At 62.0% G+C, this 23,257-nt stretch carries 24 protein-coding genes and 1 tRNA gene; 8 read left to right on the plus strand and 17 right to left on the minus strand.

Features of this window, described 5'->3' with window-relative positions:
- The first annotated feature begins 382 nt into the window (after nt 1-382).
- Nucleotides 383-583: a hypothetical protein gene (locus tag CKO42_RS18755; RefSeq protein ID WP_200247391.1), complete on the plus strand. Its 201-nt coding sequence runs from the start codon at nt 383-385 to the stop codon at nt 581-583.
- A gap of 336 nt (nt 584-919) precedes the next feature.
- Here the strand turns inward: CKO42_RS18755 and CKO42_RS18760 are convergent, their stop codons facing one another.
- From CKO42_RS18760 to CKO42_RS18780, 5 genes are all read right to left on the minus strand, one after another.
- On the minus strand, nt 920-1,615 hold the full coding sequence (locus tag CKO42_RS18760) for an ATP-binding protein (RefSeq protein WP_200247393.1): 696 nt from the start codon (nt 1,613-1,615) through the stop codon (nt 920-922).
- A complete protein-coding gene (locus CKO42_RS18765; protein WP_200247395.1) occupies nt 1,605-2,507 on the minus strand; it encodes a DnaT-like ssDNA-binding domain-containing protein in 903 nt (300 codons plus the stop codon). The genes CKO42_RS18760 and CKO42_RS18765 overlap by 11 nt, the downstream gene beginning before the upstream one ends.
- Complete coding sequence (locus tag CKO42_RS18770; protein ID WP_200247398.1) at nt 2,485-2,712, minus strand: helix-turn-helix domain-containing protein; 228 nt, start codon at nt 2,710-2,712, stop codon at nt 2,485-2,487. Before CKO42_RS18770 ends, CKO42_RS18765 begins: the two co-directional genes overlap by 23 nt.
- A 417-nt stretch (nt 2,713-3,129) precedes the next feature.
- A complete protein-coding gene (locus CKO42_RS18775; RefSeq protein WP_200247400.1) occupies nt 3,130-3,576 on the minus strand; it encodes a hypothetical protein in 447 nt (148 codons plus the stop codon).
- A 226-nt stretch (nt 3,577-3,802) separates the two neighbouring features.
- Nucleotides 3,803-4,270: a helix-turn-helix domain-containing protein gene (locus tag CKO42_RS18780; protein WP_200247402.1), complete on the minus strand. Its 468-nt coding sequence runs from the start codon at nt 4,268-4,270 to the stop codon at nt 3,803-3,805.
- A gap of 123 nt (nt 4,271-4,393) precedes the next feature.
- On the opposite strand from CKO42_RS18780, the gene CKO42_RS18785 reads away from it, so the two are divergent.
- The 3 genes from CKO42_RS18785 (at nt 4,394) to CKO42_RS18795 (ending at nt 5,778) form a co-directional block, all read left to right on the plus strand.
- On the plus strand, nt 4,394-4,714 hold the full coding sequence (locus CKO42_RS18785; protein ID WP_242479525.1) for a flagellar transcriptional regulator FlhD: 321 nt from the start codon (nt 4,394-4,396) through the stop codon (nt 4,712-4,714).
- Nucleotides 4,711-5,286 (plus strand): FlhC family transcriptional regulator, encoded by a 576-nt coding sequence (locus CKO42_RS18790; protein WP_200247406.1) that lies wholly within the window; start codon nt 4,711-4,713, stop codon nt 5,284-5,286. The genes CKO42_RS18785 and CKO42_RS18790 overlap by 4 nt, the downstream gene beginning before the upstream one ends.
- A gap of 240 nt (nt 5,287-5,526) precedes the next feature.
- Nucleotides 5,527-5,778, plus strand: coding sequence for a helix-turn-helix transcriptional regulator (locus tag CKO42_RS18795; protein ID WP_200247408.1), 252 nt, complete (start codon nt 5,527-5,529; stop codon nt 5,776-5,778).
- 244 nt (nt 5,779-6,022) lie between these two features.
- Here CKO42_RS18795 and CKO42_RS18800 read toward each other — a convergent pair.
- Nucleotides 6,023-6,098 (minus strand) — tRNA-Lys (locus tag CKO42_RS18800).
- Nucleotides 6,099-6,277: 179 nt separating this feature from the next.
- Here CKO42_RS18800 and CKO42_RS18805 point away from each other — a divergent pair.
- Both CKO42_RS18805 and CKO42_RS18810 read left to right on the plus strand, forming a co-directional pair.
- Nucleotides 6,278-7,666, plus strand: coding sequence for a phosphotransferase enzyme family protein (locus tag CKO42_RS18805; protein ID WP_200247410.1), 1,389 nt, complete (start codon nt 6,278-6,280; stop codon nt 7,664-7,666).
- Nucleotides 7,667-7,811: 145 nt separating this feature from the next.
- A complete protein-coding gene (locus CKO42_RS18810; protein WP_200247412.1) occupies nt 7,812-9,659 on the plus strand; it encodes a cation:proton antiporter in 1,848 nt (615 codons plus the stop codon).
- A gap of 160 nt (nt 9,660-9,819) precedes the next feature.
- On the opposite strand, the gene CKO42_RS18815 is transcribed toward CKO42_RS18810, so the two are convergent.
- Genes CKO42_RS18815 through ubiG form a run of 3 tightly spaced genes read right to left on the minus strand, consistent with a single transcriptional unit; the run spans nt 9,820 to nt 12,144 of the window.
- Nucleotides 9,820-10,767 carry a CPBP family intramembrane glutamic endopeptidase gene (locus CKO42_RS18815; protein ID WP_338034954.1) on the minus strand — a complete coding sequence of 316 codons (948 nt, stop codon included), beginning with the start codon at nt 10,765-10,767 and terminating at the stop codon, nt 9,820-9,822.
- Nucleotides 10,768-10,771: 4 nt separating this feature from the next.
- A complete protein-coding gene (locus CKO42_RS18820) occupies nt 10,772-11,383 on the minus strand; it encodes an NAD(P)-dependent oxidoreductase (protein WP_200247414.1) in 612 nt (203 codons plus the stop codon).
- The gene (ubiG, locus tag CKO42_RS18825; RefSeq protein ID WP_200247416.1) at nt 11,380-12,144 is read right to left on the minus strand and encodes a bifunctional 2-polyprenyl-6-hydroxyphenol methylase/3-demethylubiquinol 3-O-methyltransferase UbiG; all 765 of its coding nucleotides are present in this window, start codon (nt 12,142-12,144) and stop codon (nt 11,380-11,382) included. The genes CKO42_RS18820 and ubiG overlap by 4 nt, the downstream gene beginning before the upstream one ends.
- 214 nt (nt 12,145-12,358) lie before the next feature.
- On the opposite strand from ubiG, the gene CKO42_RS18830 reads away from it, so the two are divergent.
- Together CKO42_RS18830 and CKO42_RS18835 are read left to right on the plus strand one after the other, a co-directional pair.
- Nucleotides 12,359-13,960 (plus strand): CNNM domain-containing protein, encoded by a 1,602-nt coding sequence (locus tag CKO42_RS18830; protein ID WP_200247418.1) that lies wholly within the window; start codon nt 12,359-12,361, stop codon nt 13,958-13,960.
- A 4-nt stretch (nt 13,961-13,964) separates the two neighbouring features.
- The gene (locus CKO42_RS18835) at nt 13,965-15,224 is read left to right on the plus strand and encodes a hemolysin family protein (RefSeq protein ID WP_200247420.1); all 1,260 of its coding nucleotides are present in this window, start codon (nt 13,965-13,967) and stop codon (nt 15,222-15,224) included.
- A 30-nt stretch (nt 15,225-15,254) separates the two neighbouring features.
- Here CKO42_RS18835 and CKO42_RS18840 read toward each other — a convergent pair whose 3' ends face one another.
- From CKO42_RS18840 to bamA, 8 genes are all read right to left on the minus strand, one after another.
- Nucleotides 15,255-15,839, minus strand: a complete 585-nt coding sequence (locus CKO42_RS18840) for a TlpA family protein disulfide reductase (protein ID WP_242479526.1) — start codon at nt 15,837-15,839, stop codon at nt 15,255-15,257.
- A gap of 66 nt (nt 15,840-15,905) precedes the next feature.
- Nucleotides 15,906-16,529: a ribonuclease HII gene (rnhB, locus tag CKO42_RS18845; RefSeq protein WP_200247422.1), complete on the minus strand. Its 624-nt coding sequence runs from the start codon at nt 16,527-16,529 to the stop codon at nt 15,906-15,908.
- Nucleotides 16,522-17,919: a lipid-A-disaccharide synthase gene (gene lpxB / locus CKO42_RS18850; protein WP_200247424.1), complete on the minus strand. Its 1,398-nt coding sequence runs from the start codon at nt 17,917-17,919 to the stop codon at nt 16,522-16,524. The genes rnhB and lpxB overlap by 8 nt, the downstream gene beginning before the upstream one ends.
- A 10-nt stretch (nt 17,920-17,929) precedes the next feature.
- Nucleotides 17,930-18,700 carry an acyl-ACP--UDP-N-acetylglucosamine O-acyltransferase gene (lpxA, locus tag CKO42_RS18855; protein ID WP_200247426.1) on the minus strand — a complete coding sequence of 257 codons (771 nt, stop codon included), beginning with the start codon at nt 18,698-18,700 and terminating at the stop codon, nt 17,930-17,932.
- A gap of 3 nt (nt 18,701-18,703) precedes the next feature.
- On the minus strand, nt 18,704-19,138 hold the full coding sequence (gene fabZ / locus CKO42_RS18860; RefSeq protein WP_200247476.1) for a 3-hydroxyacyl-ACP dehydratase FabZ: 435 nt from the start codon (nt 19,136-19,138) through the stop codon (nt 18,704-18,706).
- Between the two features lie 74 nt (nt 19,139-19,212).
- Nucleotides 19,213-20,256: a UDP-3-O-(3-hydroxymyristoyl)glucosamine N-acyltransferase gene (lpxD, locus tag CKO42_RS18865; protein ID WP_200247428.1), complete on the minus strand. Its 1,044-nt coding sequence runs from the start codon at nt 20,254-20,256 to the stop codon at nt 19,213-19,215.
- A 51-nt stretch (nt 20,257-20,307) separates the two neighbouring features.
- Nucleotides 20,308-20,823 (minus strand): OmpH/Skp family outer membrane protein, encoded by a 516-nt coding sequence (locus CKO42_RS18870; protein ID WP_200247430.1) that lies wholly within the window; start codon nt 20,821-20,823, stop codon nt 20,308-20,310.
- Between the two features lie 12 nt (nt 20,824-20,835).
- Nucleotides 20,836-23,130: an outer membrane protein assembly factor BamA gene (gene bamA, locus CKO42_RS18875; RefSeq protein WP_242479529.1), complete on the minus strand. Its 2,295-nt coding sequence runs from the start codon at nt 23,128-23,130 to the stop codon at nt 20,836-20,838.
- Nucleotides 23,131-23,257 lie beyond the last annotated feature (127 nt).

A 23,257-nucleotide genomic window follows, 5' to 3' on the forward strand; every position in this document is an offset into this window, starting at 1 on the left:
ACCAAAGGCGAGGCCTACGATCCAAAGCACGCCTTGAGTCAGGCGGTTTAACCGCCGCGAGCACCGATGAGGGATTGAGTCACATCCGAGCGAGCACGATCACCCACACCACGAGTTTCTAACCACGAGTTGCTAAGAGTGACTGTCACTGTGATGGCATGAAAGGCTTGTCCTGCATTCCTGAAACCCTGTAATCCTCACCAGCCGGCATCGCCGAGACTGAAACAGTGATAAGGACAGGAATGCGCGCGGATTCCATCAGGGCGCGAGGAGCGATCACGCCACCTCATCACGACGCCGGATATATGGCCGCAACGTTTCCTTCTGCTGAACAGTCAAGTGGCTCTTGCATCGCGGGGCGGACCATATAAGGAGAGATGCCATGAGTAATGAGAACAGCAGCCATGAGAACAGCGAGCGACGCCCTTGGACGCGTCTCGATCCGGAGGAACAGACGGACCTTCGCGTGGCCTTTGGCCACTATCTTGACACCCTCCCGCCGACCTGTTCCCTGGAGAGAAAGGTCGAGCGTTTCCGAAGCTGGCTTCAACATCACGGAGTGGATTACGAAGACGCACCCTGACACACGCCTACTTCGCGCTGCTCAGCGGGGGCCAGCGTTTGAAGGTCCACTTTGGCTCGCCCTGTGAACCTGATGCCTCATCGGAGTCGAAAACCGACAGTCAGGAGACCTGCGTTCGGTGGCCACTCTCGGTTCACTGCCAGGCTTGCGAACGCCCTCTCGATGGTGCCGGAGGGCGTCACCGACGACCTTCAGAAAACAACGCCCGCCCAGAGCACTGAGACAGCGACGAGTGGTTCGCTCCAACACGCGCGTTGAGCTTGGCGAGCCCTGCTCGCAAGCGGACTGAGGATGCTTGCACGCAGGCGCGGTGAGACAAGCCCGTGGAACCCGGCATCAAACGCTCTTTAGCACCGTCGAGCCCGATGAGCGGGGTCGTTGCCGATAACTGTCCCAGGCCAAGGCAATCAACACCGAACCACCTTCACAGAGGCGATCCATGAGTCGCTCGCCGAGGTAGTCAGTCAGCTCATCGCGACTCAGGTTACTGACCAGGACGGTCGGGCGCAGGTCGCTGTAGCGGGCATCGAGCACATCGAACAGCATCGCCCGGCGTTTGTCAGCGTTGCCGATCGCCATGCCGACCTCATCCATGACCAGCAGATCGACGCGAGTGAGCAGCGCGATGGCCTCGCGTTCACTGTAGGCGGCATCGGACGCAAAACTCGCCCGCATCATCCGCAAGGCCTCCGACATCGAGAGCAACAAGACACTGCGATCGGCAGACAGCACCTCGGCGACGATCGCACAGGCGAGATGGGTCTTGCCGGTACCGGGGGTGCCGACAAGCACCAGACTGTCACCTTGTTGCGAATGCTGCACATGGTCGGCATAGGCCCGACAGAGCCCGAGCACGCGTCGCTGCTCTGCGGTGGTCACCTGATAGTTGGCAAAGGTCTTGTCGCGATAGCGCGCCGGAATCCCGCTGCGTCCAAGCAGGCGTTCGGAGGCGCGCTGCTGGGCGGCGCGTCGTTCGGCGAGAATCCGCCGCACCTCCTCGCGACCTGGGGCACCCAGTTCCTCAAGCGACATCACCGGCGCGCAGCCACTCGATTTGATCGAGCGGAGTTGCTCCCGCAGCGTAGTCTTTAACGGCCAGTCGCTGAGGTGTTTCATGGGTCGACCCCTTGGTCATGCGCGACTGCAGCAGTTGCAGTCGATTGATGAAGGTGGCATCCCAGCTCTTGCGTGATTCGCCGCAGTCTCGCCAATAGATGACGAATTCGTCGATCTGCGCCTGTACCCAGTCGCGAGTGAGACCGCGCTTTTGCGCCCAGGTGTAGACCGACTCACTCGGTGTCCAGGTGGGTGGGATCGGCGCGCTGCGGGCGCGTTGTTGGTGCGTTGGGGATGCTGGCGGGTCTACAGGGCTAGGTGCTGGCGCAACGGGTCCGTTTGTGACCGGTGCAGGCGTTGCGCGAGCACGCGCTCCAGCACCGTCGCCTTGCCGAACCAAGGTCAAATGCTGAGCTTTGCTGGGACTGGTTGCGATGGGGGCTGGCGCTCGCTTGTGCTCGGCAGGAGGCGGAGATTGGCGCGCGCTGTCCTTGGGTGCTGGTTGGTCCGCATGGGAAACCTGAGGTGGGCGCGGGAGTGGATCAGCCTCGACAGCAGCCTCAATGGGCACCCGGTCATCGGTTGTTGGCACATCTAACGCCGGACACAGCAGCCGGTACCGGGTCGGATACCCGCGGCCGTGGCGTTCTCGCTGCAGGTAACCCCCGTCCAACCCGGATAGCGCTTTGGTCAGACCGCGCGGCGTCACGGCAGCCAGGGTAGCCAGCTCATGCACCGAGCACTGGCAAGGATGACCGCGATGGAGCTGCTCACAGAGGGCCAGCAACACCAGCCGCTGTGTCGAGGTGATACCTGGACAGTGCCAGGCCCAGGCGCGCACCGCGTCAATGGGAAGCGGCGTGGTCATCACGGCGCGTGCTCAGCAGGTCGATCACCTCGACATCCAAGGCCTTGGCAATCTGGGTCAGGCTGTTGAGGGTGGGATTCTCGACCCGGTTCTCCAGACGCGAAATCCAGCCCTGCGTGACCTTGGCTCGCCGCGCCAATGTGGTTTGGGAATAGCCGAGCTGTTGGCGGCGTTGGCGAATCATGAAACCGACTGAGCTGCGCATCGAGAACCTCGCGAGCGAACCATCACCAGCATGCGGGGGCCTACTCGATCGACGTCGGCTCAAGCGCGCTGCCAGAGGGATAGGCTAGGCAAAGGGCGAGGCTAACGCAGTGGGTATAGATGCCGATTTTCGGCGTCTATCGGGGTTGACAAGACGCTAGAGATGAGAAAACGGCCGTCGGCTAGCATGCCGGTTTCACGCTGCGATCTGTCCACTCGCATGGTGTCGTTGTGGCGGATTACGGGACGGCTGTAGGAAGCGGCTGCGGTGAGAGGCGAGGCCGAGCGTCACGCACGCGCAGAGGCGAACCGCATGACTGCCAATCACTGCTGACAGATCGCTGTCGCCGTCCTGGTCACCGACGAGGGGCGTTCGCGGTGGATGGCCGCCCCTAAGGCGCGCCATCCCCGCCGAGGACTAACGCCTCATCTCGACCGCGCACATGACCGTGGTCGCTGCCGCCAGGAAGAGCGAAAAGAAACCCACAGCGTCGAACCAATGATGTTGAAGATCGGGCAAGAATCGGGCGATGTACAACGGTAGGATGGCGATGACCCAAAAGAAGACACTGCCAATGAGCAGCTTCAGATTCGACCTGTCCGTCGGCATCTCGCGGGTCATTGGTGGTTCTGATCGCGACATCACGTAAGCATGATGCGCCTTGTCGGGATCGACAGGCCCCTGGCCGAACAGCGTGTCGCCGACATGGACGACGAATCCGCCGTTCTCAGCTCTCTGCAGCGGTGGATGCTCGTTGTGGACGGCTGCTGTGCCTGGGCTCGCCTGATCCGGATCAACAGCTGGTTCGATGTGGTCGGCGAAGCCCCGGATGGCGTCGCGAATCTCATCTTGGCGGGTACTCATGGCCTCGGTCCTCAGGTCGATGGGGATCAATGAAGACGCACACCGATCGGCTCCCATGGCACCGATCCGGAGACCACGCGCTGCGAAAGGATACCGGACCGCTTCCGATCTGCGAAGCCAACGGGGCGCGTCGACACCTCTGCAGAACGGACACGCAGTTTGCGATACGCGCGTTCCGAAGGCTGACGGCGAGGCGTGTTCAGGAGACGTTCTGTCGTCAGCCAGTTCAACGGCTCGCGAGTCGCACTAGGCGGAGCATCGGCTTCTCCGAGATCGACTCGCCATTGCACGCCATCTCGTAGAGCAGCCCGATCAGTTCGGCTTTCTTCTCCGGCGCCATGCTGCCGCCGATCTCCTCGAGGCCCGCTTCGACGCCGGCGATCACCGAGCCCAGCACCGCCAAATCAAGCCTGTCCTCAACCCCGTCACGGCGCCCTTCCCCAGTGGCCAGCCAGCGGAGCGAGACCTGGGCCGTTTGGGAGATTTCCACCAGTTTATCGGCACCAGGCACGCTGGTTCCCGCGAGATACTTGCGGAAGATACTTTCCGAGATCCCGCACTTTTGCGCGAATCCCAGGGTGCTCATGCCTCCCTTGATCTCGGCCAGTCGTTGCGGGAAACCGGCGCCGTCCCAACCGGGATAGCGGAGTTTATCGATGTTGAATGGGGCCTTTGAGGTCTCTACGGCGGACATGATCAGCGTCCTTTCCAGGTCAGAATGAACAAAGTGTAACGCTTTATCGCGAGTCATTGTTGTGTTTTTCGCGCTTTAGTGCATACCATAGCGCGAAATAGGCCCGATATAACGCTTTATATGATGCCCACAAAGACGGAGGCTGATCTGGACCGAGCGGTGGTGACCTTGAATCTGCACTGGCTCCTGAGCGCGCAGGCGCTGGCGCGCTCAGATGTGGAGAAGGCGAGGCTGGTCTACGGTCTGGATCTGGAGTTGATCGGGGTGCTGCGCCAGGCCTCGTTCTTGGTGCTGTGCGCCTTGGCGGAGTCGGGGGTGTTGCTGTTTCGACCGCGCTTTCCATCACGCTTACTGCATGAACGCTTGAGCGTTCCCTCATCGTCGACGCTCGCTTCCGAACTGCAGACGCTGTTGCTGGCTGCCGAGGAGGCGGAGCGCTCATGAGGCTGCAGCAGTTGGCCCGCACACAGCAGGCCGTCGCGCTGCTCCGATGCGGGATGCGCACGACCTTGGTCCAGCGGATCACGGGTTTGCGGGCTGCGTTGGTGCGCGAGCTGCACCGGGAGATCCATGCGTACAGGCCCAAGTCTGGACAGCTGCCGAGTACGCACGCGGTGCTGGACTCGGTACTCAGTCAGGCCAGCGCATCGCTATTCATTGCGCTGTATCGGGCGCTCGGTGGTCCCGAGACGGAGCGGCAGATCCAGCTTGAGGCGTTGTTGCAGGCCCATCGGTTGTACCTGGAGCAGCAGGATCGCGTCGCGGCTGGTGGCCGGCTGGGACCAGCCATCGATATCAATGCGGCTTGGGTGCTGGCCCGGGATCTGACGACCGGGTTGGCGTTGCGGCGCTTTTGCCGGCAGTGCCGCATCCATTACCTCGCTGCGGACTTTTCGCGCACCGCGTTGCAGTGTCCGATCTGCAGACTCAAGCAACGAGGTGGTTGGCGAGTACGGGGTGGTGTGCGGCCGGCGAAGGATGATGAGGCCGTTGAAGCGCAGCCCCCGGCTCACTGACGCCGCTGAGGAGCGCTGTCAATGAGGCACCCACTAGATGAACCCGCCGGCCATGGCTGTGTTCGGCTAGGGATCGCCAAGAAACTGCCCTTCACTCGTTCAACGCTGATGGGCTGCCATCGACTTGGAACACCCTGAGTGAGTGAGCGCCGTCTCAAGACCAGAAGGGCCACACCTTTTTCCAGCGAACGGGCGCGAGTCCAGGATCGCGTTTTCCTCCACAACCCAAGCAGGACGACCATGCAGACACAAACGCATTGCACCGACAGTACCCCGACTCCCAACGAGCCCCAGGTCGACAACGACCGCTTGATCACTGCCGATGAGGTTCGGCGTCTGGCTGGCGGCATCAGCGACATGACGTTGTGGCGCTGGATCAAGCTGGGGATCACCCCGGCACCCTTGGTGATCGAGCGTCGCCGATATTGGTGGCGATCGGCAGTCGTCGCCTCGCTGACGCACGCGGGACGGGCTAACGCCGAGCAGCTGTGAGATTGATTGAAGGAGGGGCGGCTGGGAAGTGCTGCGTTGGGAGCCGCTGACGATGACGATCGCCGACCGTCTCCAGTGGTCATCACAACGCGAAGTAGACGGCCAAGCATCCCGACCCAGTGAAGCACCTCGATCCTGTGTCAGTGCCTTTCAAACGTCTGCAAAATGTTACCCCCAGCGTTACCCCAGAGGCCTAAAATGAAAAACGGGCTAGCCCTTAAAGTAGCTAACCCGTTGTTTTATATGGTGCGCCCTGCAGGGTTCGAACCTGCGACCACCTGATTAAAAGTCAGATGCTCTACCAGCTGAGCTAAGGGCGCATTTGGAGCATCTCCAGCTAGCTATCATACCTCAGGAAGCGTCCGACCGAAAGTTGCTAGACTCCAGTCGGTGAGCGGGCGGTCGGTTCAAACAGTTAGCCGAGCCCCACTCGCCTTCTGGCCCCGGGCTCTTGCTGCCACGGGAGATGCGGCTTGAGGAGGTCGGTGAGGGGTATAACATGGTAGACGATCGGTCAGGCGATTGCCGTCGCGGCGAAGATGTGGTTGCCGAGGACATGGCGCGGCGGTTTCTGGTCGGCGAGTCGAGTTTGCGGTTGAGTCCACTTGGCGCGGGGCTGATCAATGAGACGCGCTTGGTCGAGACTGCTGCTCAGCGCTTTGTGCTGCAGCGTATCAACGGCGCCATCTTCGCAAACGCCGATGCCATTGCGGAGAATCTCCTGCAGGTGCAGGACTGGCTGTGTACCCATGAGCATATCGATGTGCGCTTGCCACGGCTGATTTCCGCGGCCAGTGGTGAGGCGACGCTGCGTGACGCCGATGGCCAGGCCTGGCGGCTGTTGGAGTACGTCGACAACAGTCGCGTCATCAAGCCCTTGGAGAATCTCGAGCAGGCCGCCGAGGTTGGCCGCGCCCTGGGACGCTTTCATGCCGCACTGGCCAAGCTCGATCCAAGCCGTTTGGCGCTCACGCTGCCGGAGCTGCATGATACCCCTCGCTACAAGGCGACTCTTGACGCAGTGGTCCGTTCGGCCCCGGTGGCCAATCTCACCGAATCTACCGAAACCGAAAGGACTGCCGGAATCGGGTGCCAGGCCGATGCTGACGAGCAAGCGCGGCATCCGACGTGGGATGGCGACGCGAGGCAACAGGCTCATCAGCAGACGCGGCTTGGCGACTGCAGTTTACGCCAGGTAGACGCTGAGGTGACGGCGGCGCTACGGCAGATTGAGGCACGAGCGGCGTTGATCCCGCGACTGCAGCAGGCACAGGCAGATGGCGTGCTCGCGCCCTATGTGACCCATGGCGACCCAAAGCTCGACAACGTCTTATTTGCGCGAGACGAAGATCGTGCCCTGTGCCTGATTGATCTGGATACCGTACAGCCTGGGCTGTTGCACCAGGACATCGCCGATTGTCTGCGCTCCTGTTGCAACCGTAGCGTCACAGCTCGCCGAAACGGCAGCAGCATTCCAAGCCCGAGCGTTGATGCTCCTGGCCATCGCTTTAGCACTGGCTCTAGCACTAGCACTAGCACTGGCACTAGCCCTCGCGGCATGACACAACGAATGAGCCATGGTGCACTGGGCGAGGCGAGCACGCGCTTCGACCTCAATATCTGCCGGGCACTGCTGAGCGGCTATGCGGAGTTTGCTGCACCGCTGTTCGACCGCGCTGCCGTCGCCCTCCTCTACCCTGCGATTCGGCTGATCCCGCTCGAGCTGGCGATCCGCTTCTTGACCGACTATCTCGAGGGCGATCGCTACTTCCGCGTCACCAGCCCGCGGCAGAACCTGGACAAGACCCTGATTCAGCTGGCGCTGGTTGAGGACATCGAGACCAAGCACGCGGCCATCGAGGAGATCATCCGCGACTGCTTCGCTTGAGCCTAGCCGAGCATGCCGCCGCCATGACCATTCAATGTTTCAATCAACGCCCGGCCAAGCCGGGTGAACACTGCCTGGACGAGGTGATGCCCTCTTCCCTGCGGCATGATCCCCTGACCGGGGCGGTTTCAACCGGGAGATTTCGATGACGCATCATCTGACCGAGATCCTGGCATTGCTGATCGTCATCGGCATCGCCGCGCAATGGATCGGCTGGCGACTGCAGATCCCGGCGATCATCTTACTCAGCCTCAGCGGGCTGCTGATCGGCCCCGTGTTCGGGGTCTTTCGGCCGAGCGAGGCGCTGGGCGATGCCTATCAGCCGCTGATCAATCTCGCCGTTGCGGCCATCCTGTTCGAAGGTGGCTTGTCACTGCAGTTCCGTGAGCTGAAGCAGGCCGCCTCCGGCGTCAATCGGTTGCTGACGATTGTGGTCGCCTTGAGCCTAGGCCTCACGGCCGCGGCCGCGCATTGGATCGGCGGCCTGTCGTGGGCGGTCGCGCTGATCTTTGCCGCAATCATGGTCGTGACTGGCCCGACGGTCATCTTGCCGCTGCTGCGCCAAGCGCGGCTGAAGCGACGCCCCGCCTCCTATCTCAAGTGGGAGGGCATCGTCAACGACCCGATCGGCGCACTGCTCGTGGTGGTCTTGTTCGACTATGTAGCCGGCTCCGGCAGCACGCCAACCCCATTGAACGACGCACTCTTGCAGATGGCGATCGGTGTCGCCTCAGCGCTGTTGCTTGGTGGCGTGAGTGGTTGGCTGTTGGGGCGTGCCTTCTTGGCGGGCAAGGTGCCAGAATACCTCAAGGGTGCGCTCGCGCTGGCGACTGCGATCGGCGTCTATGCGCTGGCCAACCTGGTGCTCGACGAGGCGGGCCTGATTGCGGCAACGGTGCTCGGGATCGTGCTCGGCAATATGAACCTACCGAGCATGGGCGAGATCCGGCGCTTCAAGGAATACATCAGCATCCTGCTGGTTTCGGGGGTCTTCCTACTGCTTACGGCGGATCTGGACCCACAGATCATGGCGGCCATGGATTGGCGCAGCGGCGCACTGGTCGTCACGTTGATCTTTCTGGTCCGCCCGGCCGCGGTCTGGATCAGCACCATCGGCGCGGGCATGCCTTGGCAGGAACGTGCGCTGGTGGGCTGGATCGCGCCGCGTGGAGTGGTAGCTGCAGCCGTTGCTGGTATCTTTGGGCCGGCATTGGCCGAGCGCGGCTTCCCAGGCGCGGAGCAGCTGCTGCCGTTGGTGTTCACGATGATCCTGCTGACGGTGATGCTACACGGCTTCAGTCTGGGCTGGATGGCGCGGCGCCTAGACCTGAGTGCTCAGCGTCGCGGCGGCCTGATCATTGCCGGCGCGACCGCTTGGAGCAATGGCTTGGCCAAGGCCCTGCATGAGCGTGAGGTGCCCGTGATCGTGGTCGACAATGCTTGGCATCGACTGCGCGGCGCGCGGCTTGCCGGCGTCACCGTCTACTTCGGAGAGGTGCTCTCGGAGCACGCTGAGTACGCACTCGAGCTCGGTGCCTATGCGAACCTACTCGCCACCAGCAATAACGATGCCTACAACGCACTGGTCTGCGCCCACTTTGCGCCCGAACTGGGCACCCAAAAGGTGTTCCAGCTGGCAGCGAGCGAGGCTGCAGAAACCCGGCGGCCAGCGCCGGCTGCGCGCGGGCGCGTCGCCTTCTCCAACGAGGTGCAATACGAAGATCTGCAGCGCCACTGGTACCAAGGCTGGGGCTTCCATGGCACGCGCATCACCGAGAGCTTTGATCTCGAGGCGATGAAAGCCTCGCTGCCGAAAGACGCGATCCCACTGCTGGTGATCGATGCTGACAACGAGGTCAGTCTGATCGAGGCCGATAAACCCTTAAAGGCGGGACCAGGGCAGCGCGTGCTCTGGTATGGCTGCAAGCAGCGTTGTGAGCGGGATGCCCCGGAGTCTGAAGAACCGCAATCGCAAGCAAATAACGGCGCATGATGATGATCAGGGATTCACACGGATGAACGCGGATGCACACAGGATTCTCAGTTCTTCTATCCGCTTCTATCCGCTTCGATCTGTGTTCATCAGTGTCCATCTGTGGTTCATTTGAACAACACTGTAGGACGATCATCGGGAATGAGAACATGGACGGCGACTAAGACTGCGCGCCATCAACCGGCTCGCCGTGGCGATTGCGACCTCGCTGACGCCTGGCTTGCCAGGTCGTCACCTGCCAGTAACCCCAGGCCAAGAGCCCGATCCAAACCGCCGCCAGCCAGCCGATCACGCCGTCGTATTGGCCGGCGAGAAAGGCTAATGATGAGGCCTCATCGCCATCGGTGACGCGGCGTGTGATCTGAATCACGAACACCCAACCGGCATGCAGACCCATACTCCAGCCGATATGGCCGGTACGCTCGCGCACCAGGGCGAGGAAGAGGCCCGCGCTGAACAGCGCAATCAATGAATCCAAGTGCTGCCATTGGAACAGGCTCACGAAGACATGCAGGAACATGCTCCAGGTGCCAGCCCAGTCGAAGACGACGCCCGGCGGCAGCTCATGCGGCTTGAGAAAATGCACCAGCGCATAGAGCGCGGCCGAGCCGACCGCAGCGGCGCCAATGCTCGCGCGTCGGCGAATGGCGGAATAGAGCGCACCGCGGAAGAACAGCTCTTCGAGCAGGCCGATCAGCAGCCCGCCGATCAGGGCCGCCATGGCCTTCTCAAGCAAGTTGAGCGGGTGCAGCCCGTCGAGATCAGGGATGCGCACGCCCAGGTAGAGCTCCGCGAGCACGAGAGACCCGAGGATGGCGACGCCGAGCAGCCAGCCACCCCAAATCGCTCGCAGCAGATCAGCGCGCGCCGGCGCAACGCCCAGCGCTTGCCGATTAGCGACTCCCATCAGCCAGAGGAACGGCCAGAGCCCGAGCAAGATGAACAGCTGCGCGAGCCGCCCCATGACCCGCTGCGGCTCGTAGTCGATCCAGCCGGTCTGCATCAGTGGGTAGGTCAAGGCCGCCGCAAGCAGCAGCGCGGTGAACAGATAGCCAAAGAAGACCAGGGTGATGCGCAAGGCATACCCGGAGGCAGCCGCATCATGCATCTGCTCAGCTGACCGCCGGCGTCTGCCGCAGGTAGCGATCATCGAGCAGTTGCTGCAGCACAAAGTCAGCCACGTCGGCGCGCGCGACACGGGTGGCCTTGATCGACTTGTCCGTGCCGCTCAGATAGGCCCCCGTCGCCGGGCCATCGGTAAGCCCACCTGGCCGCACGATGGTCCAGTCGAGGCCGCTGTCGCGGATCAACTGCTCCTGCACCTCCTTCGCGGCCATGATCTTCTTCAGCGTCAACTGCATGATCACGCGAAAGAAGGCCGGCACCTGATCACGACTGTCGCCGACGCCCATCGAGGTCACCGCGATCAACCGCTTGATCCCAAGGCGCTGCATCCCGGTGATGATCTGCTCGCTGCCTTCGGCCTCGACAGGCTCCGCGCTGCCATGACTGCCGAGCACGCAGATCACCGCGTCGGTCCCAGTCAGACAGCGCTCGACTGCAGCGGGGTCGCGGACGTCCCCAGCGATGACCTCGACAGCGTCCGCCTGCTTCACCTGATCAGGCGAGCGCGCCAGCGCGCGAAAGGCATAGCCCTTGGCAAGCCCCTGGCTGAGCACCTGATGGCCGGTTCCGCCGGTGGCACCAAACAGCGCGATCTTCATTGTTCGGTTGCCTCAGCGTTGCGTCGGAACAGCATCATATAGTTCACCGCCATCGAGCTGGTGAAGCTGAACGCGCGGGTGAACGGACTCACGCGCACGCCGGTGCGATCGAGCAGCACCAGCTGCGCGCCGAGCCCGTCCATCAGCTCATCGGGCTTGACCAGCTTGCGGTAATGATGGGTGCCCTTAGGCAGCCAGCCCATGACCCGCTCGGCGCCAATGATCGCCATCAGCCAAGCGAGCGGCGTGCGGTTGATCGTGGCCACCACCATCACACCACCAGGACGCACCAGCTGCGCGCAGTCGGCCAAGAAGCCGGGTAGATCATCGACGTGCTCGACCACCTCCATATTCATGACGGCATCGAAGGTCTTGCCTTCATCGACCAGCTGCCGTGCGGTCGCCAACCGATAGTCGATATCGAGACCGCTCCAGGCGGCATGGATCTGCGAGACCCGGATGTTCTTGTCGGTGATCTCGGTGCCGGTCACCCGTGCGCCGAGCCGCGCCATCGATTCGCTGAGTATGCCGCCGCCGCAGCCGATGTCGAGGATGTCTAGCCCCTCGAGCGGCTGCTTTGCTGTCGCACTGCGGGCGAAGACCCGGCACAGCTGCGCGCGAATGTAGTCGGCGCGGAAGCGATTCAGCCGATGCAGCGGCCAAAACGGGCCTTGCTCATCCCACCAGCGGTGAGCCAAGCCTTCAAAGTAGGCGACCTCTTTCGGGTCGATGTCTGGTGCACTCAGATGGACCGCCGACATAGTATTTGGAATCTCCATGCTTGGTATCGCTGTCCCAACCTGATCAGTAACGGCGCAGCAGGATCAAAGGTCGTGCTTGCCGCTGAGAATTGCAACCCGTGCGGACACTGCCCATGGCTAGCGGATATCGCTTGATCCTGCACGCCAGCAGTTGTGCCCGATACCGAGCGTCGGTTAGCCTCGCGGCGTCTTCCAACAGCCTGGCGCCGATCTTGTGACCGCTCCGCGATTCGATACCCCTGTCCTGCAGGATCTGTTTGCAACCCAGGGGTTTGACCCTTCCGCGGACACGGCGGGGCTGCTCGCCGCGCTCTGGGCGCTGCCGCTGCAGTGGTCAGCTGATCTTGGCGCCTTTTTTAGCTTCGACCCGTCGCTGCTGGCGACACCAGAGATGCTCGCGCGCATCGGTATTCAGGTTCTGCTGCTGATCGGCTCCGCCTTCTTCTCCGGCTCCGAGACCGCGCTCTTTTCACTCTCGCGACTGGACCTGCAGGAACTGCGCCGACGCCGCCATCGCCACATCGATACCCTGCAGGCGTTGCTCGACCAGCCGCGCCGACTGATCATCTCGGTGCTCTGCGGCAATCAGCTGATCAACATCGCCGCGGTCGCCAACATGACTGGCATACTGATGACGCTCTATGGCGAGGAGCGCGCCGGTGTGATCAACGTGCTGGTCATGGTGCCGCTGTTGCTGCTGCTCGGCGAGGTCACGCCCAAGACCATTGCCATGTCGAACCCGGTTCGGGTCAGCGCTGGACTGGTTGCCGCACCCATGGGTGTTTGGGTACGACTGGTGACACCGCTGCGGGTGACCTTGCGACTGGTCTCGGACCGCGTCACCACCTGGATCGTCGGGCGCGAGATCGCGCCGGCCAACATCCTGCAGATCGATGAATTCCGCTCGCTGGTGGACCAGGTCGCCGATGAGGGCCAGCTGCAGGCCACCGAGCGCACCCTGATCTATCATCTGCTCGATGCTGGCGCGACCGAGATCGTCGAGATCATGACCCCGCGCACGCGCACCGCCTTCATCAATGCCGACCTGCCGCTGGCCGAGGCACTGGAGCGGTTCAAGGCCCTGCGCCATTCTCGGGTGCCGGTATTTCGCGGCCAGCGCGACAACCTGCTCGGCTTCCTGCAGCTCGAGGACGTACTGCCGCTGATGCTCGACAAGCCGGATCTCTCCAACCTCAGCATCGAAGGTCTGTTGCGTCCCTTGGTGGTGGCACCGCCGACCAAGCGGGTGGATGAGATGTTCGATTTCTTTCAAGCGCATCGCACCCGCGCCGCCTTGGTGATCGACGAGTTCGGCGGCGTCGAGGGCATCATCACCATGCGCGATGTACTGACCTTCATCTTTGGCCATCTCTCGGGCGAGGCCAAGGGCCAGGCCATGTACCTAGAGCGCGATGAGAACCTCTACGAGGTGCCGGGCGATATGAAGCTGACGGACTTCAACGACCTGACCAACTTTGGCATCTGGGACCCGCGCATGACCACCATCGCCGGCGTTGCGTTTCGGCACTTGGATCGGCTCCCGAAAGAGGGGGACCGGGTGCGCGTCGAGGACTGTGAGATGCAGGTGCTGGAGATGGATGGGCATCGGATTGCCAGGCTTCGCGTCTCGCGCGGTGGCGTCAGCCCGCCGGAGCCTGAAGATGACGCGCCGCAGTTGGCTGAGGCCGCAGCCTTGATCGAGTCGAGTCCAGCCGGACCGAATCCAACTGAATCCAGCCCGATCGAGCCAAGCCTAGGCGGACCAAGCTCATTAGCACCAAGCCAACGCGAGCCTAAGCCGCCAGGAGCGCACTAAACCGATGGACCCGCTCGTCGCCATCCTACTCATGATCCTGCTCCTGCTGCTCGAGGGCTTCTTCTCCGGCAGCGAGATCGCCTTGGTGCACGCCGATAAGTTTCGGCTGCGCGCGCGCGCCGCGAAAGGCGATCGCGGCGCCGGCCTGGCCTTGCGCATGTTCGAGCGCCCCGAGGTGCTGCTGACCACCACGCTGGTCGGCACCAACATCGCCGTCGTCGTGTTGACCACGCTCGGCACGCTGCTGATGATCCAAGCCTTTGGCCCACTCGGCGAGCTCTACGCCTTTCTGATCTTGACGCCACTGTTGCTGGTCTTCGGCGAGATCGTGCCGAAGAGCGTCTACCAGCAAAAGGCCGATGAGCTGGCGCCGACGGTGGTCTATGTGCTGCGGCTGTTCTCGATCCTGCTCTATCCACTGGTCTGGATCTTTTCTCAGGTCGCCCGCACAGCGGCACGGCTGGTGCGCGGACCGCGCTCGGCCTCGAGCCTATTCATCACCCGTCAGCAGTTCAGCACCCTAGTCGACATGGCCGACCGCGGCGCTGAGGTCGAGCTGTTCGACCGCAAGCGCATCGAGCGCGCGATCCGTTTTGGCGATACCACGGTCGGCGAGGCGATGGTGCCGCTTGCTGAGATCACCGCACTGAATCACTTGCGCAGCACCCACGACGCGGTGCAGCTGGTGCGCCAGTCCGGCTTCAACCGCCTACCGGTCTACCAGGGCAACATCGGCAACGTCACCGGGGTGGTCACGCTCACGGTCTGGGATTTGATGGACGAGGCGGTCAAGGCCAAGCCGCTCGGTGAGCTGGTGCGCCCTGCCCTCTACGTCTCACCGCTGCAGCTGATCCATGAGCTGCTGCCCGTGCTGCGCGAGCGCGAGGACCACATGGCGATCGTCGTCGATGAATTCGGCTCGGCGATCGGGCTGATCTCGATGGAAGACATCCTTGAAGAGGTGGTCGGTGAGATCGAGGTCGGCTATGACTTCGACGAGTATCATCAGAAGCGCAAACGCCATTACCAGCGTATCGACCAGGGCCTCTATCTGTTCGACTCGCGGGTGCCGATCTCAGAGCTGAATGCCCTACTCGGCATCGACCTGCCCGCGACCGAGTTCCATACCGCGGGCGGCTTCGTCGAGGCGCGCTTGCGGCACATCCCGGCGGTCGGCGAAAACGTGCTACATGCGGGCTGGCGCTTCACCGTGACCGAGGCCAACGAGCGGGCGGTGTTGAAGCTCAAGATTGAGCGTGCTTGATCTCGCCACTAAGCAGACTGTAGGCAACGATCACTCCGTCTTCAGCGCGCGCACCTGCTCTAGCAGCGCGGGGTCATCCCATTCGCGCTCGCCGGTGGCCTTATAGACCAACCGCCCGTCCGGCGCGACGACGAAGGTCGTCGGCAGTCCGCGCATTGGCCAGCGTTGGGTGACCTTGGAGTCGGTATCGAGCGGCAGCGGAAAGCTCACCGGCACCTGCTCCAAGAAGGCCTGCACCGTCTCTGCGTCTTCTCCGACATTGATGGCGATCATGCCGATGCCCTCCGCCTCTAACTGCTCCCAGGCGCGCTGCATTGAAGGCATCTCGGCGCGACAGGGTGGACACCAGGTCGCCCAAAAGTTGACGATCAGCGGCTGGCCTTTGAAGTTAGCAAGCCGATAGACCCTTTCATCAGGCCCAACCAGCTCGAAAGCAGGCGCTTCAGGCTGATCCGGCAACGGCGTCAAGAGCGCACCGGACTCTGCGGCCATGGCTGCTGGCGCCAGGACCAGAAGCAGTACCGCAAGGATCAGGGCACGGACGTCGAACGCCGGTCTGCTGTTGAGCACCACGCGTGGGCTGTTCGGGGATGCGCTTATATGAACTGATTGCATTCTGGTTCTCTCGGTCTTGATTGGTATCGGCAGCAGACCACCGACAGATCTGTGGTCATTTAAGCCTCACGAGACTGCGGGCGAAGCACCATTTTGCAGCCGGATGCGGACCGGGGCGAAGCTGCGGCGGTGCTCGATACAGGGGCCGAGCCGATCTAGCGCCTCGACGTGTGCCTTGGTGCCATAGCCCTTATGCTGAGCGAAACCATAGCCGGGATAGCAGTGATCGAGCCGCCGCATCTCCTGGTCTCGCGCCACCTTGGCCAAGATTGAGGCGGCACCGATGGATATCACAGTGCGGTCTCCTCGCACCACAGCCTGGGACCGACAGCTAAGCCCGTCGGGACAGCGGTTACCGTCGATCAACGCCAGCGTTGGTGACACCGCCAACGCATCGAGCGCGCGACGCATCGCCAGCAATGAGGCCTGCAGGATGTTGATGCGGTCGATCTCAGCGACATCGACAAAGGCCACCGCCCAAGCGATCGCTGAATCCTCGATCGCAATCGCCAGTGCTTCGCGCCGTGTCGCTGAGAGCAGCTTTGAGTCGGCGATTCCGGACGGACTGTTCGCCGGATCAAGGATCACAGCCGCGGCACAGACCGGCCCCGCGAGTGGGCCGCGGCCTGCTTCATCGACCCCAGCAACGCGCTCGTTCAGAACGGGGCCAGCCCCTGCTGGATTAAGCATGGCGGCGGTGATCCCCCGCTCGATCGATCAGAGCCAGGATCGCCTCGGCAGCGCGGTGCGCTGCATTTTGCCGCAACTCACGATGAATCTCCCGATAGGCTGCGTCGATCTCGGCGCGACGCTCGGCATCGTCGAGCAACGCCAGCAACGCCGGCCCCATCAGATCGGCACGACAGCGACCCTGAAGAAACTCGGGCGCCAGCTCGCGCCCGACCAAGAGATTGGCCATCGCCGCATAGCGGACCTTGATCAGCCGCAGCCGGGTCACCAGCCAATAGGTGAGCGGATGCAGCCGATAGGCGACCAACATCGGCCGCTTCGAGAGGAGTGCCTCCAGTGTTGCGGTCCCTGAAGCCGTCAGCACCAGATCCGCGGCAGCCATGGCCTCACGACTTTGGCCGTTGACCACCTTGAGCGGGAGTTGCGGCGCCATCTCGCAGCGCATCGCCTCGAAGCGCTGGCGTAACGCCTCTGAGACCATTGGGGCGATGAAGCGAAGCCCTGGACGCCGGCGATGGCACCAGGCAGCCGTCTCCAGCATCGGCCGCCCAAGCAGCTCGACCTCGCTGCGACGGCTGCCGGGAAGGATTGCGATGAGCGCGGTGCCAGACTCCTCGCAAGGTTTGCTCGCTTGTGTCTTGATCGCCTGTGGCTTGCTCGCCGGAGGCTTGATCGCTTTAGGTGCTGCAGCTGTAGCCGTTGGCCCTTCCACTCCTGAATCCTCAGCACTAGGCGCATTCGACACACCCACATGTTTATCAACCGCTTGCACCACAAGCGACGGGTCAGTGGCTACAGCAACCAGCGAATCGAGGCTGATACCGAGGGCACGGCACGCAGCCTCGCGATCGGGCTGCAGCGGAAAATCATCGGCGAGCGGATGGCCAATGTAGGTGACCGGCACCCGATGCTCGCGCAGGAAGTCAGCCTCAAACGGAAAGATGCTCAGCATCAGATCAACCGAGCGCCGGATCTGCTTCACCCGCCCAGGACGCCAGGCCCAGACCGTCGGGCTCACCAGATGCACGGTTGGGATACCTCGAGCGCGCAGACGGCGCTCCAGGCCAAGGTTAAAGTCTGGTGCGTCGACACCAATCACCAGCAGCGGATTCAGCTGCTGCAGCCCGCGCACGAGATCGCGGCGCGCACGCAGCAGATCCGGCAGCACCTTGGCCACCTCGACCAATCCCATGACCGAGAGCCGCTCCATCGGCAACAGGGTCTCGCACCCCGCTGCGAGCATCTTCGGACCCGCAACGCCAATAAAGCGCAGCTCCGGACGCCGCTCGCGCAGTGCCTGAACCAGCAGCGCGCCAAGCTGATCGCCAGAGGGTTCGTTGGCGACGATGCCGATCAGTGGACGGGAACGACTCAAATCGAGCGATGGCACGGCGAAGCGATCAGCGGACGATGCTGCGCGCGCTCGCACTGAGGAACGCGGTCATCGCTGCGACCACCGGCTCTGCCTCAGCGAGTTCATCGAGCGCGCGCGTTGACTCATCGAGCTTGAGGTTCGACAGATAGAGCAGCCGGTATGCGCGCCGAATGGCGCTGATCTGCTCGGTCGAGAACTGTCGGCGCTTGAGACCCTCGCTATTGATGCCGCGCGGCACCGCGGGATGACCGTCGATGGTGATATAGGGTGGCACGTCCTTGCCAATCACCGAGCCCATCGCGCTAAAGCTATGCGCACCGATCCGACAGAACTGATGCACGATCGTGAAACCACCGAGGATGGCCCAGTCCTCGATCACCACATGGCCGCCAAGGGAGGCGGCGTTGGCCATGATCACCTGGTCGCCAATGATGCAATCATGCGCCACATGGGTATAGGCCATGAACAGGTTGTCATTGCCGATGCGGGTCTCGCCATAGCCCTGAATGGTGCCGCGATGGATGGTCGCTGACTCACGCACCACATTGCGGTCTCCGATGGACAAAGTCGTCGGCTCACCACCGTATTTCTTGTCTTGTGGGTCTTCGCCAACCGAGGCGAACTGAAAGACCCGGTTGTCTCGACCGATGACAGTCGGCCCGCGCACGATGGCATGGGGGCCAATTCGGGTACCACGACCAATGCTGACATCGGCACCGATGATGGCATAGGGTCCAACCTCGACGTCTAAGTCTAATTGCGCCGACTGATCGACGACCGCGGTTGGATGGATCAAGGCTCAGAAGTCCCGCGCTGTGCACATAATCTCAGCACTCGCGACCATGCGATCATCGACGCGCGCCTCACCGGAGAACTTCCAGATGCCGCGCTTGACATTGCGGATCTGGACGTCGAGGAAGAGTTGATCACCGGGCTCGACCGGACGTTTGAAGCGCGCCTTGTCAATGCCGACGAAGTAGTAGAGGGATTTTTCACCCACCTCCTCCGGTCGCGACTCCATCGCCAACAGCCCAGTCGCCTGGGCCAGAGCCTCGATGATCAACACCCCCGGCATCACCGGGCGCACCGGGAAATGGCCAGCAAAATAAGGTTCGTTGAAGGTCACGTTCTTCAAGCCGATCAGTTGCTCATTGGGCTTGAATAGCACCACGCGATCAACCAATAGAAACGGATAGCGGTGCGGCAGCAGGCTGAGCACCTTATGGATATCCATGTTAATCAAGACTACCTCCAGAGAGCCGGCTGCACGCCAACATCACGCTGTCTCATCACCTTACTCGCTCTTGCTCAGTCTGCTTGGTCGCGCTGAGCCTTCTGCAGCTCGGCCACCCGCTCCTCGAGCCGCCGCAAGCGCTTTGCCATCTCGTCGAGATGACGAAATCGTGCGACGTTACGTCGCCAATCAGCACTTGGCATGGCTGGAATCCCACTGCTATAGGTACCGGGCTGCTCAAATGACCGGGTCACCATCGCCATGCCAGTGAAATGCACGTCATCACCGATATCGAGGTGCCCCGCCATGCCGACAGCGCCGGCGATCGTGCAGCCCTTACCAATGCGCGTCGATCCGGAAATCCCGGAGCAAGCCGCCATTGCGGTATGGTCTCCAATCTCGACGTTGTGCCCAATCTGGATCAGGTTGTCGATCTTAACCCCATCGCCAACCACCGTCTCACCAATGGCGCCGCGATCCACGGCACTGTTGGTGCCAACTTCAACATCGTCGCCAAGACGCACGCGCCCGATCTGCGGAACACGAATCCAGCGCTCGCCGTCGCGCGCGAAACCAAACCCATCGCGGCCGATGACCGCACCAGGGTGCAATAGTACACGTTTGCCGATGATCGTCCGCTCGCAGACCGTGACCGAAGCCACCAAACGCGTCTCGGCGCCGATCAGGCTATCGCGCTGAATCACACAGTGAGGCCCGATCTCGACCCCAGCCGCAATCCGTACCCCATCCTCGATGACACAGAGCGCGCCGATGGATGCGGACGGGTGAACCTCGGCGCCTGCCGCAATCACGGCACTCGGATGGCACCCGACAGGTGAGCGGCTGCGTGGATGCAGCAGTTCGGCAGCACGCGCGAATGCCAAAACCGGATTGTCGACCAGCAGGCAAGCACAGGGCGCTTCCGCAGCCAAGGCAGGCGCCAAAATGACGGCCCCCGCAGTGGTCACCCGCAGCGCATGACGAAACTTCTCAGAGCTGACGTAGGTCACGCCGAAAGGGTTTGCATCGGTCAATGCACAGACATCATTGATCTCGATGACGGCACCGGGATCGCTCAACTCGGCACCGATTCGATTGGCAAGCTCAGTCAGCAGCATCGTCTTTGCAGTCTCGAGACGTCATACGAGGCGATCACCGCACCGGTAGCCTCAGCGCTTCTCAAAGACCTCTTTCAGGCGGCCGATCACCTCATCTGAGATATCCGCGCGCGGACTCGAATAGACCACGCCTTCACTCAAGATCAGGTCGAAGCCTTTGTCCTTCGCGACCTGCTCAACAACCTCTTCTACCTGTTGCACGAGCTTCGTGCGCAGATCGCTCTGGCGCAGCGCGAAGTCCGCTTGCAGTTCCTCCTGCGCATAGCGCAGCCGACGCTCACGAGCACGAATGTCGTTGCGCAGCCGTGTGGCTTCGTCGGCGCGCATCAAGGCGCCATCACGCTCGAGGCGCGTCTCCAGCCGAGCGATATCTTCCTGCTGCGAGGTCAACTCGGCCTCGCGCTCCTGCGCCTCTGCGCTCAGCAGATTGCGCGCGGCCTCGTACTGAGGCGACTCCTCGACGATCCGATTCGGGTCAATCACAGCAATACGGAATGCCTCATCCGCTAACGCCGAGCCGGCGAGCAGCAAGGATAAGACGGAAGCGATCCAGCGATGTTTCAACATAGTGATTCGGCTCTAGAATGCTTGGCCGAAGGAGAATTGGAAGATCTGAGTCTCATCCTGATCCGTCGAATTGATCGGATAGGCCAGACTCACAGACAGCGCACCCACGGGCGATAGCCACGCGAACGAGAGACCCGTCGAGTAGCGCAGCTCGCCAAGGTCGAAACCGGTTGGTGTGACCAAAGGATCGGTCTCGGTCCACCACACATTACCAAAGTCGAAGAAGGCGCCGAGGCGAACGGTATTCTCGAAGCGTCCGCCGATGGGTGGCGGTGCATAGACCTCGAGCGAGCCGGTGAGCTTTAGGTTGCCACCAACCGGGTCCTCATTCCCGCCAACCTCCCGCGGACCGAGCGAGTAGGCGTCATAGCCGCGCACCGACTGCGGGCCACCCGCGTAGAAGTTCTCAAAGAATGGCAATTGCGCGGTATCCCCATAGCCGGCGCCATAGCCGAGGTCGCCCTTCGCAGCAAAGGTAAAACGGCGTGTCAGCGGGATGTACTGCCGCCCCTGAACATTCAGCCGATAGTATTGAAGGTCGCTCCCCGGGATCGCAATCTCGCCAAATACGCGCTGCAGCGTGCCTTGGTTGGGAAAGATGGCCGAATCGCGGCTGTCCTTGGTATAGCTTGCGGTGACAAAGAAATCATTGAACTTGTCGCCATTGTCCAGCACAAAGTCCTGCGCCAGTGGCGATGCCCCGCCCGGAAAGAAGTGCGTGTACTGATAGCGAAATCCGAGGCCGGCACGGCTGTTATCGGAGATTGGCAGGCCAAAATTGATCTCGGCGACGCCAACGTCGGTCGTATAATCGGCGCCGGTGAGATCGTCAAAATTGGTCGCCCTGTAACTCAGATCAAAGCCGCGGCTAATGCCGTCGACCGTGTAATAGGGGTTGGTGTAGGCCAGCCGATAGAGTTGAGAACTGCGGCTCGTATTCAGTGCCAACGAGACGCGCTTACCGGTACCGAGGAAGTTATTCTGGGTCACACTGGCATTGAACAAGATGCCCTGCGACTGCGAAAAGCCGACGCCAGCAAGCAGGTTGCCAGAGGGCCTTTCCTTCACCGTCACATCAACATCCACCTGATCGGCGAGGCCGGGCACAGCTGGCGTTTCGAGCGTGACATCTTCAAAGTAGCCGAGTCGCTGCAAGCGCTCGCGCGAGCGTTTGACCAGCTCGGTGGAGAACCAGGCCCGCTCCAGCTGGCGCATCTCGCGCCGCAACACGACGTCACGGGTGCGTGTGTTGCCTTCCATGTTGATCCGGCGGACGTAGACACGCTTGCCGGGGTCGACAAAGAAGGTGATGGTGACCTCCTTGTTTTCCTCATCGATCTCCGGCACCGCGTTGACGTTGGCAAAGGCATAGCCCTCACTGCCCAACAATTCGGAGATTCGCTCAGCGCTCTCGGTCGCCTTGATGCGAGAGAAGTCTTCGCCGCGACGCAGGTGGATCAGCGGAAACAGTTCCTCGGTTGGGACCGAAGACTCACCCGCCAGCTTGATGTCTTTCACCCGATAGACATCACCCTCTTCGACAGCGATGGTGACGTACATGCCGTCCTTATCCGGGCTGATCGAGACTTGGGTCGAGGTGATCTGGAAATTGACGTAGCCGCGATCGAGATAGAAGGAACGCAGATCCTCGAGATCACCGCCCAACTTCTGCTTCGAATACTGGTCGTTCTTGGTATAGAACGAGTACCACCGGGTCGTACCCAGCTCGAACTGCTTCAGCAGCTCTTTGTCGTCAAAGGCCTCGTTACCGATGATATTGATCTGTTTGATGCGCGCGGTCCGGCCTTCGGTGATCGCGATCCTGACCCCCACCCGGTTCCGCTCCAGCGGAGAGACCGTGGATTCGATGTCGACCCCATACTTGCCGGCACCGAAATACTGCCGTCGCAGCTCCTGCTCGATGCGATCCAGCATGGCTGGATTGAATACCCGGCCCTCGGCCAGGCCGATCTCTTCGAGACCCTGCTTGAGCTGCTCCGTCTTCAGGGATTTGTTGCCAGAGAGGTCGATCTGCGCGATGGCCGGGCGCTCGCGCACCACGACGATCAGCACATCGCCTTCGCGCTCGACCTTGACATCACTGAAGAAGCCGGTCGAGTAGAGCGAGCGGATGATGTTGCCGGTAATGCCGTCGCTCACCCGGTCCCCGACCTGGACCGGCAGGTAGTTGAAGATGGTTCCAGCAGCGATGCGCTGAAGACCCTCGACGCGAATATCGGCAACCTCGAATTCAGCGGCCTGGACGCCGACGGCGAGGAACAGCAAGGCGAAAACCGCTGCCCTCAATCGGCCTACTGCGCTGATGGCGCGAGACGACGTCACATTGACCTCCTGGACAGGAAACGAACGATGCTTTAGGCCCGGCATGGTCAGGCTTACGAGACGCCATCAAACCAGATGATAACGACCTGCG

This window comes from Lamprobacter modestohalophilus (genome assembly GCF_016583905.1).
In the GTDB taxonomy this organism is placed as follows: Bacteria; Pseudomonadota; Gammaproteobacteria; order Chromatiales; family Chromatiaceae; genus Lamprobacter; species Lamprobacter modestohalophilus.

Excerpts from the sequence above, each read along its gene's own strand:
- CKO42_RS18755 (WP_200247391.1), top strand. The coding sequence starts at position 383 with ATGAGTAATGAGAACAGCAGCCATGAGAACAGCGAGCGACGCCCTTGG.
- CKO42_RS18760 (WP_200247393.1), bottom strand. The coding sequence starts at position 1,615 with ATGTCGCTTGAGGAACTGGGTGCCCCAGGTCGCGAGGAGGTGCGGCGG.
- CKO42_RS18765 (WP_200247395.1), bottom strand. The coding sequence starts at position 2,507 with ATGACCACGCCGCTTCCCATTGACGCGGTGCGCGCCTGGGCCTGGCAC.
- CKO42_RS18770 (WP_200247398.1), bottom strand. The coding sequence starts at position 2,712 with ATGCGCAGCTCAGTCGGTTTCATGATTCGCCAACGCCGCCAACAGCTC.
- CKO42_RS18775 (WP_200247400.1), bottom strand. The coding sequence starts at position 3,576 with ATGAGTACCCGCCAAGATGAGATTCGCGACGCCATCCGGGGCTTCGCC.
- CKO42_RS18780 (WP_200247402.1), bottom strand. The coding sequence starts at position 4,270 with ATGTCCGCCGTAGAGACCTCAAAGGCCCCATTCAACATCGATAAACTC.
- CKO42_RS18785 (WP_242479525.1), top strand. The coding sequence starts at position 4,394 with ATGCCCACAAAGACGGAGGCTGATCTGGACCGAGCGGTGGTGACCTTG.
- CKO42_RS18790 (WP_200247406.1), top strand. The coding sequence starts at position 4,711 with ATGAGGCTGCAGCAGTTGGCCCGCACACAGCAGGCCGTCGCGCTGCTC.
- CKO42_RS18795 (WP_200247408.1), top strand. The coding sequence starts at position 5,527 with ATGCAGACACAAACGCATTGCACCGACAGTACCCCGACTCCCAACGAG.
- CKO42_RS18805 (WP_200247410.1), top strand. The coding sequence starts at position 6,278 with ATGGTAGACGATCGGTCAGGCGATTGCCGTCGCGGCGAAGATGTGGTT.
- CKO42_RS18810 (WP_200247412.1), top strand. The coding sequence starts at position 7,812 with ATGACGCATCATCTGACCGAGATCCTGGCATTGCTGATCGTCATCGGC.
- CKO42_RS18815 (WP_338034954.1), bottom strand. The coding sequence starts at position 10,767 with ATGCATGATGCGGCTGCCTCCGGGTATGCCTTGCGCATCACCCTGGTC.
- CKO42_RS18820 (WP_200247414.1), bottom strand. The coding sequence starts at position 11,383 with ATGAAGATCGCGCTGTTTGGTGCCACCGGCGGAACCGGCCATCAGGTG.
- ubiG (WP_200247416.1), bottom strand. The coding sequence starts at position 12,144 with ATGTCGGCGGTCCATCTGAGTGCACCAGACATCGACCCGAAAGAGGTC.
- CKO42_RS18835 (WP_200247420.1), top strand. The coding sequence starts at position 13,965 with ATGGACCCGCTCGTCGCCATCCTACTCATGATCCTGCTCCTGCTGCTC.
- CKO42_RS18840 (WP_242479526.1), bottom strand. The coding sequence starts at position 15,839 with ATGCAATCAGTTCATATAAGCGCATCCCCGAACAGCCCACGCGTGGTG.
- rnhB (WP_200247422.1), bottom strand. The coding sequence starts at position 16,529 with ATGCTTAATCCAGCAGGGGCTGGCCCCGTTCTGAACGAGCGCGTTGCT.
- fabZ (WP_200247476.1), bottom strand. The coding sequence starts at position 19,138 with ATGGATATCCATAAGGTGCTCAGCCTGCTGCCGCACCGCTATCCGTTT.
- lpxD (WP_200247428.1), bottom strand. The coding sequence starts at position 20,256 with ATGCTGCTGACTGAGCTTGCCAATCGAATCGGTGCCGAGTTGAGCGAT.
- CKO42_RS18870 (WP_200247430.1), bottom strand. The coding sequence starts at position 20,823 with ATGTTGAAACATCGCTGGATCGCTTCCGTCTTATCCTTGCTGCTCGCC.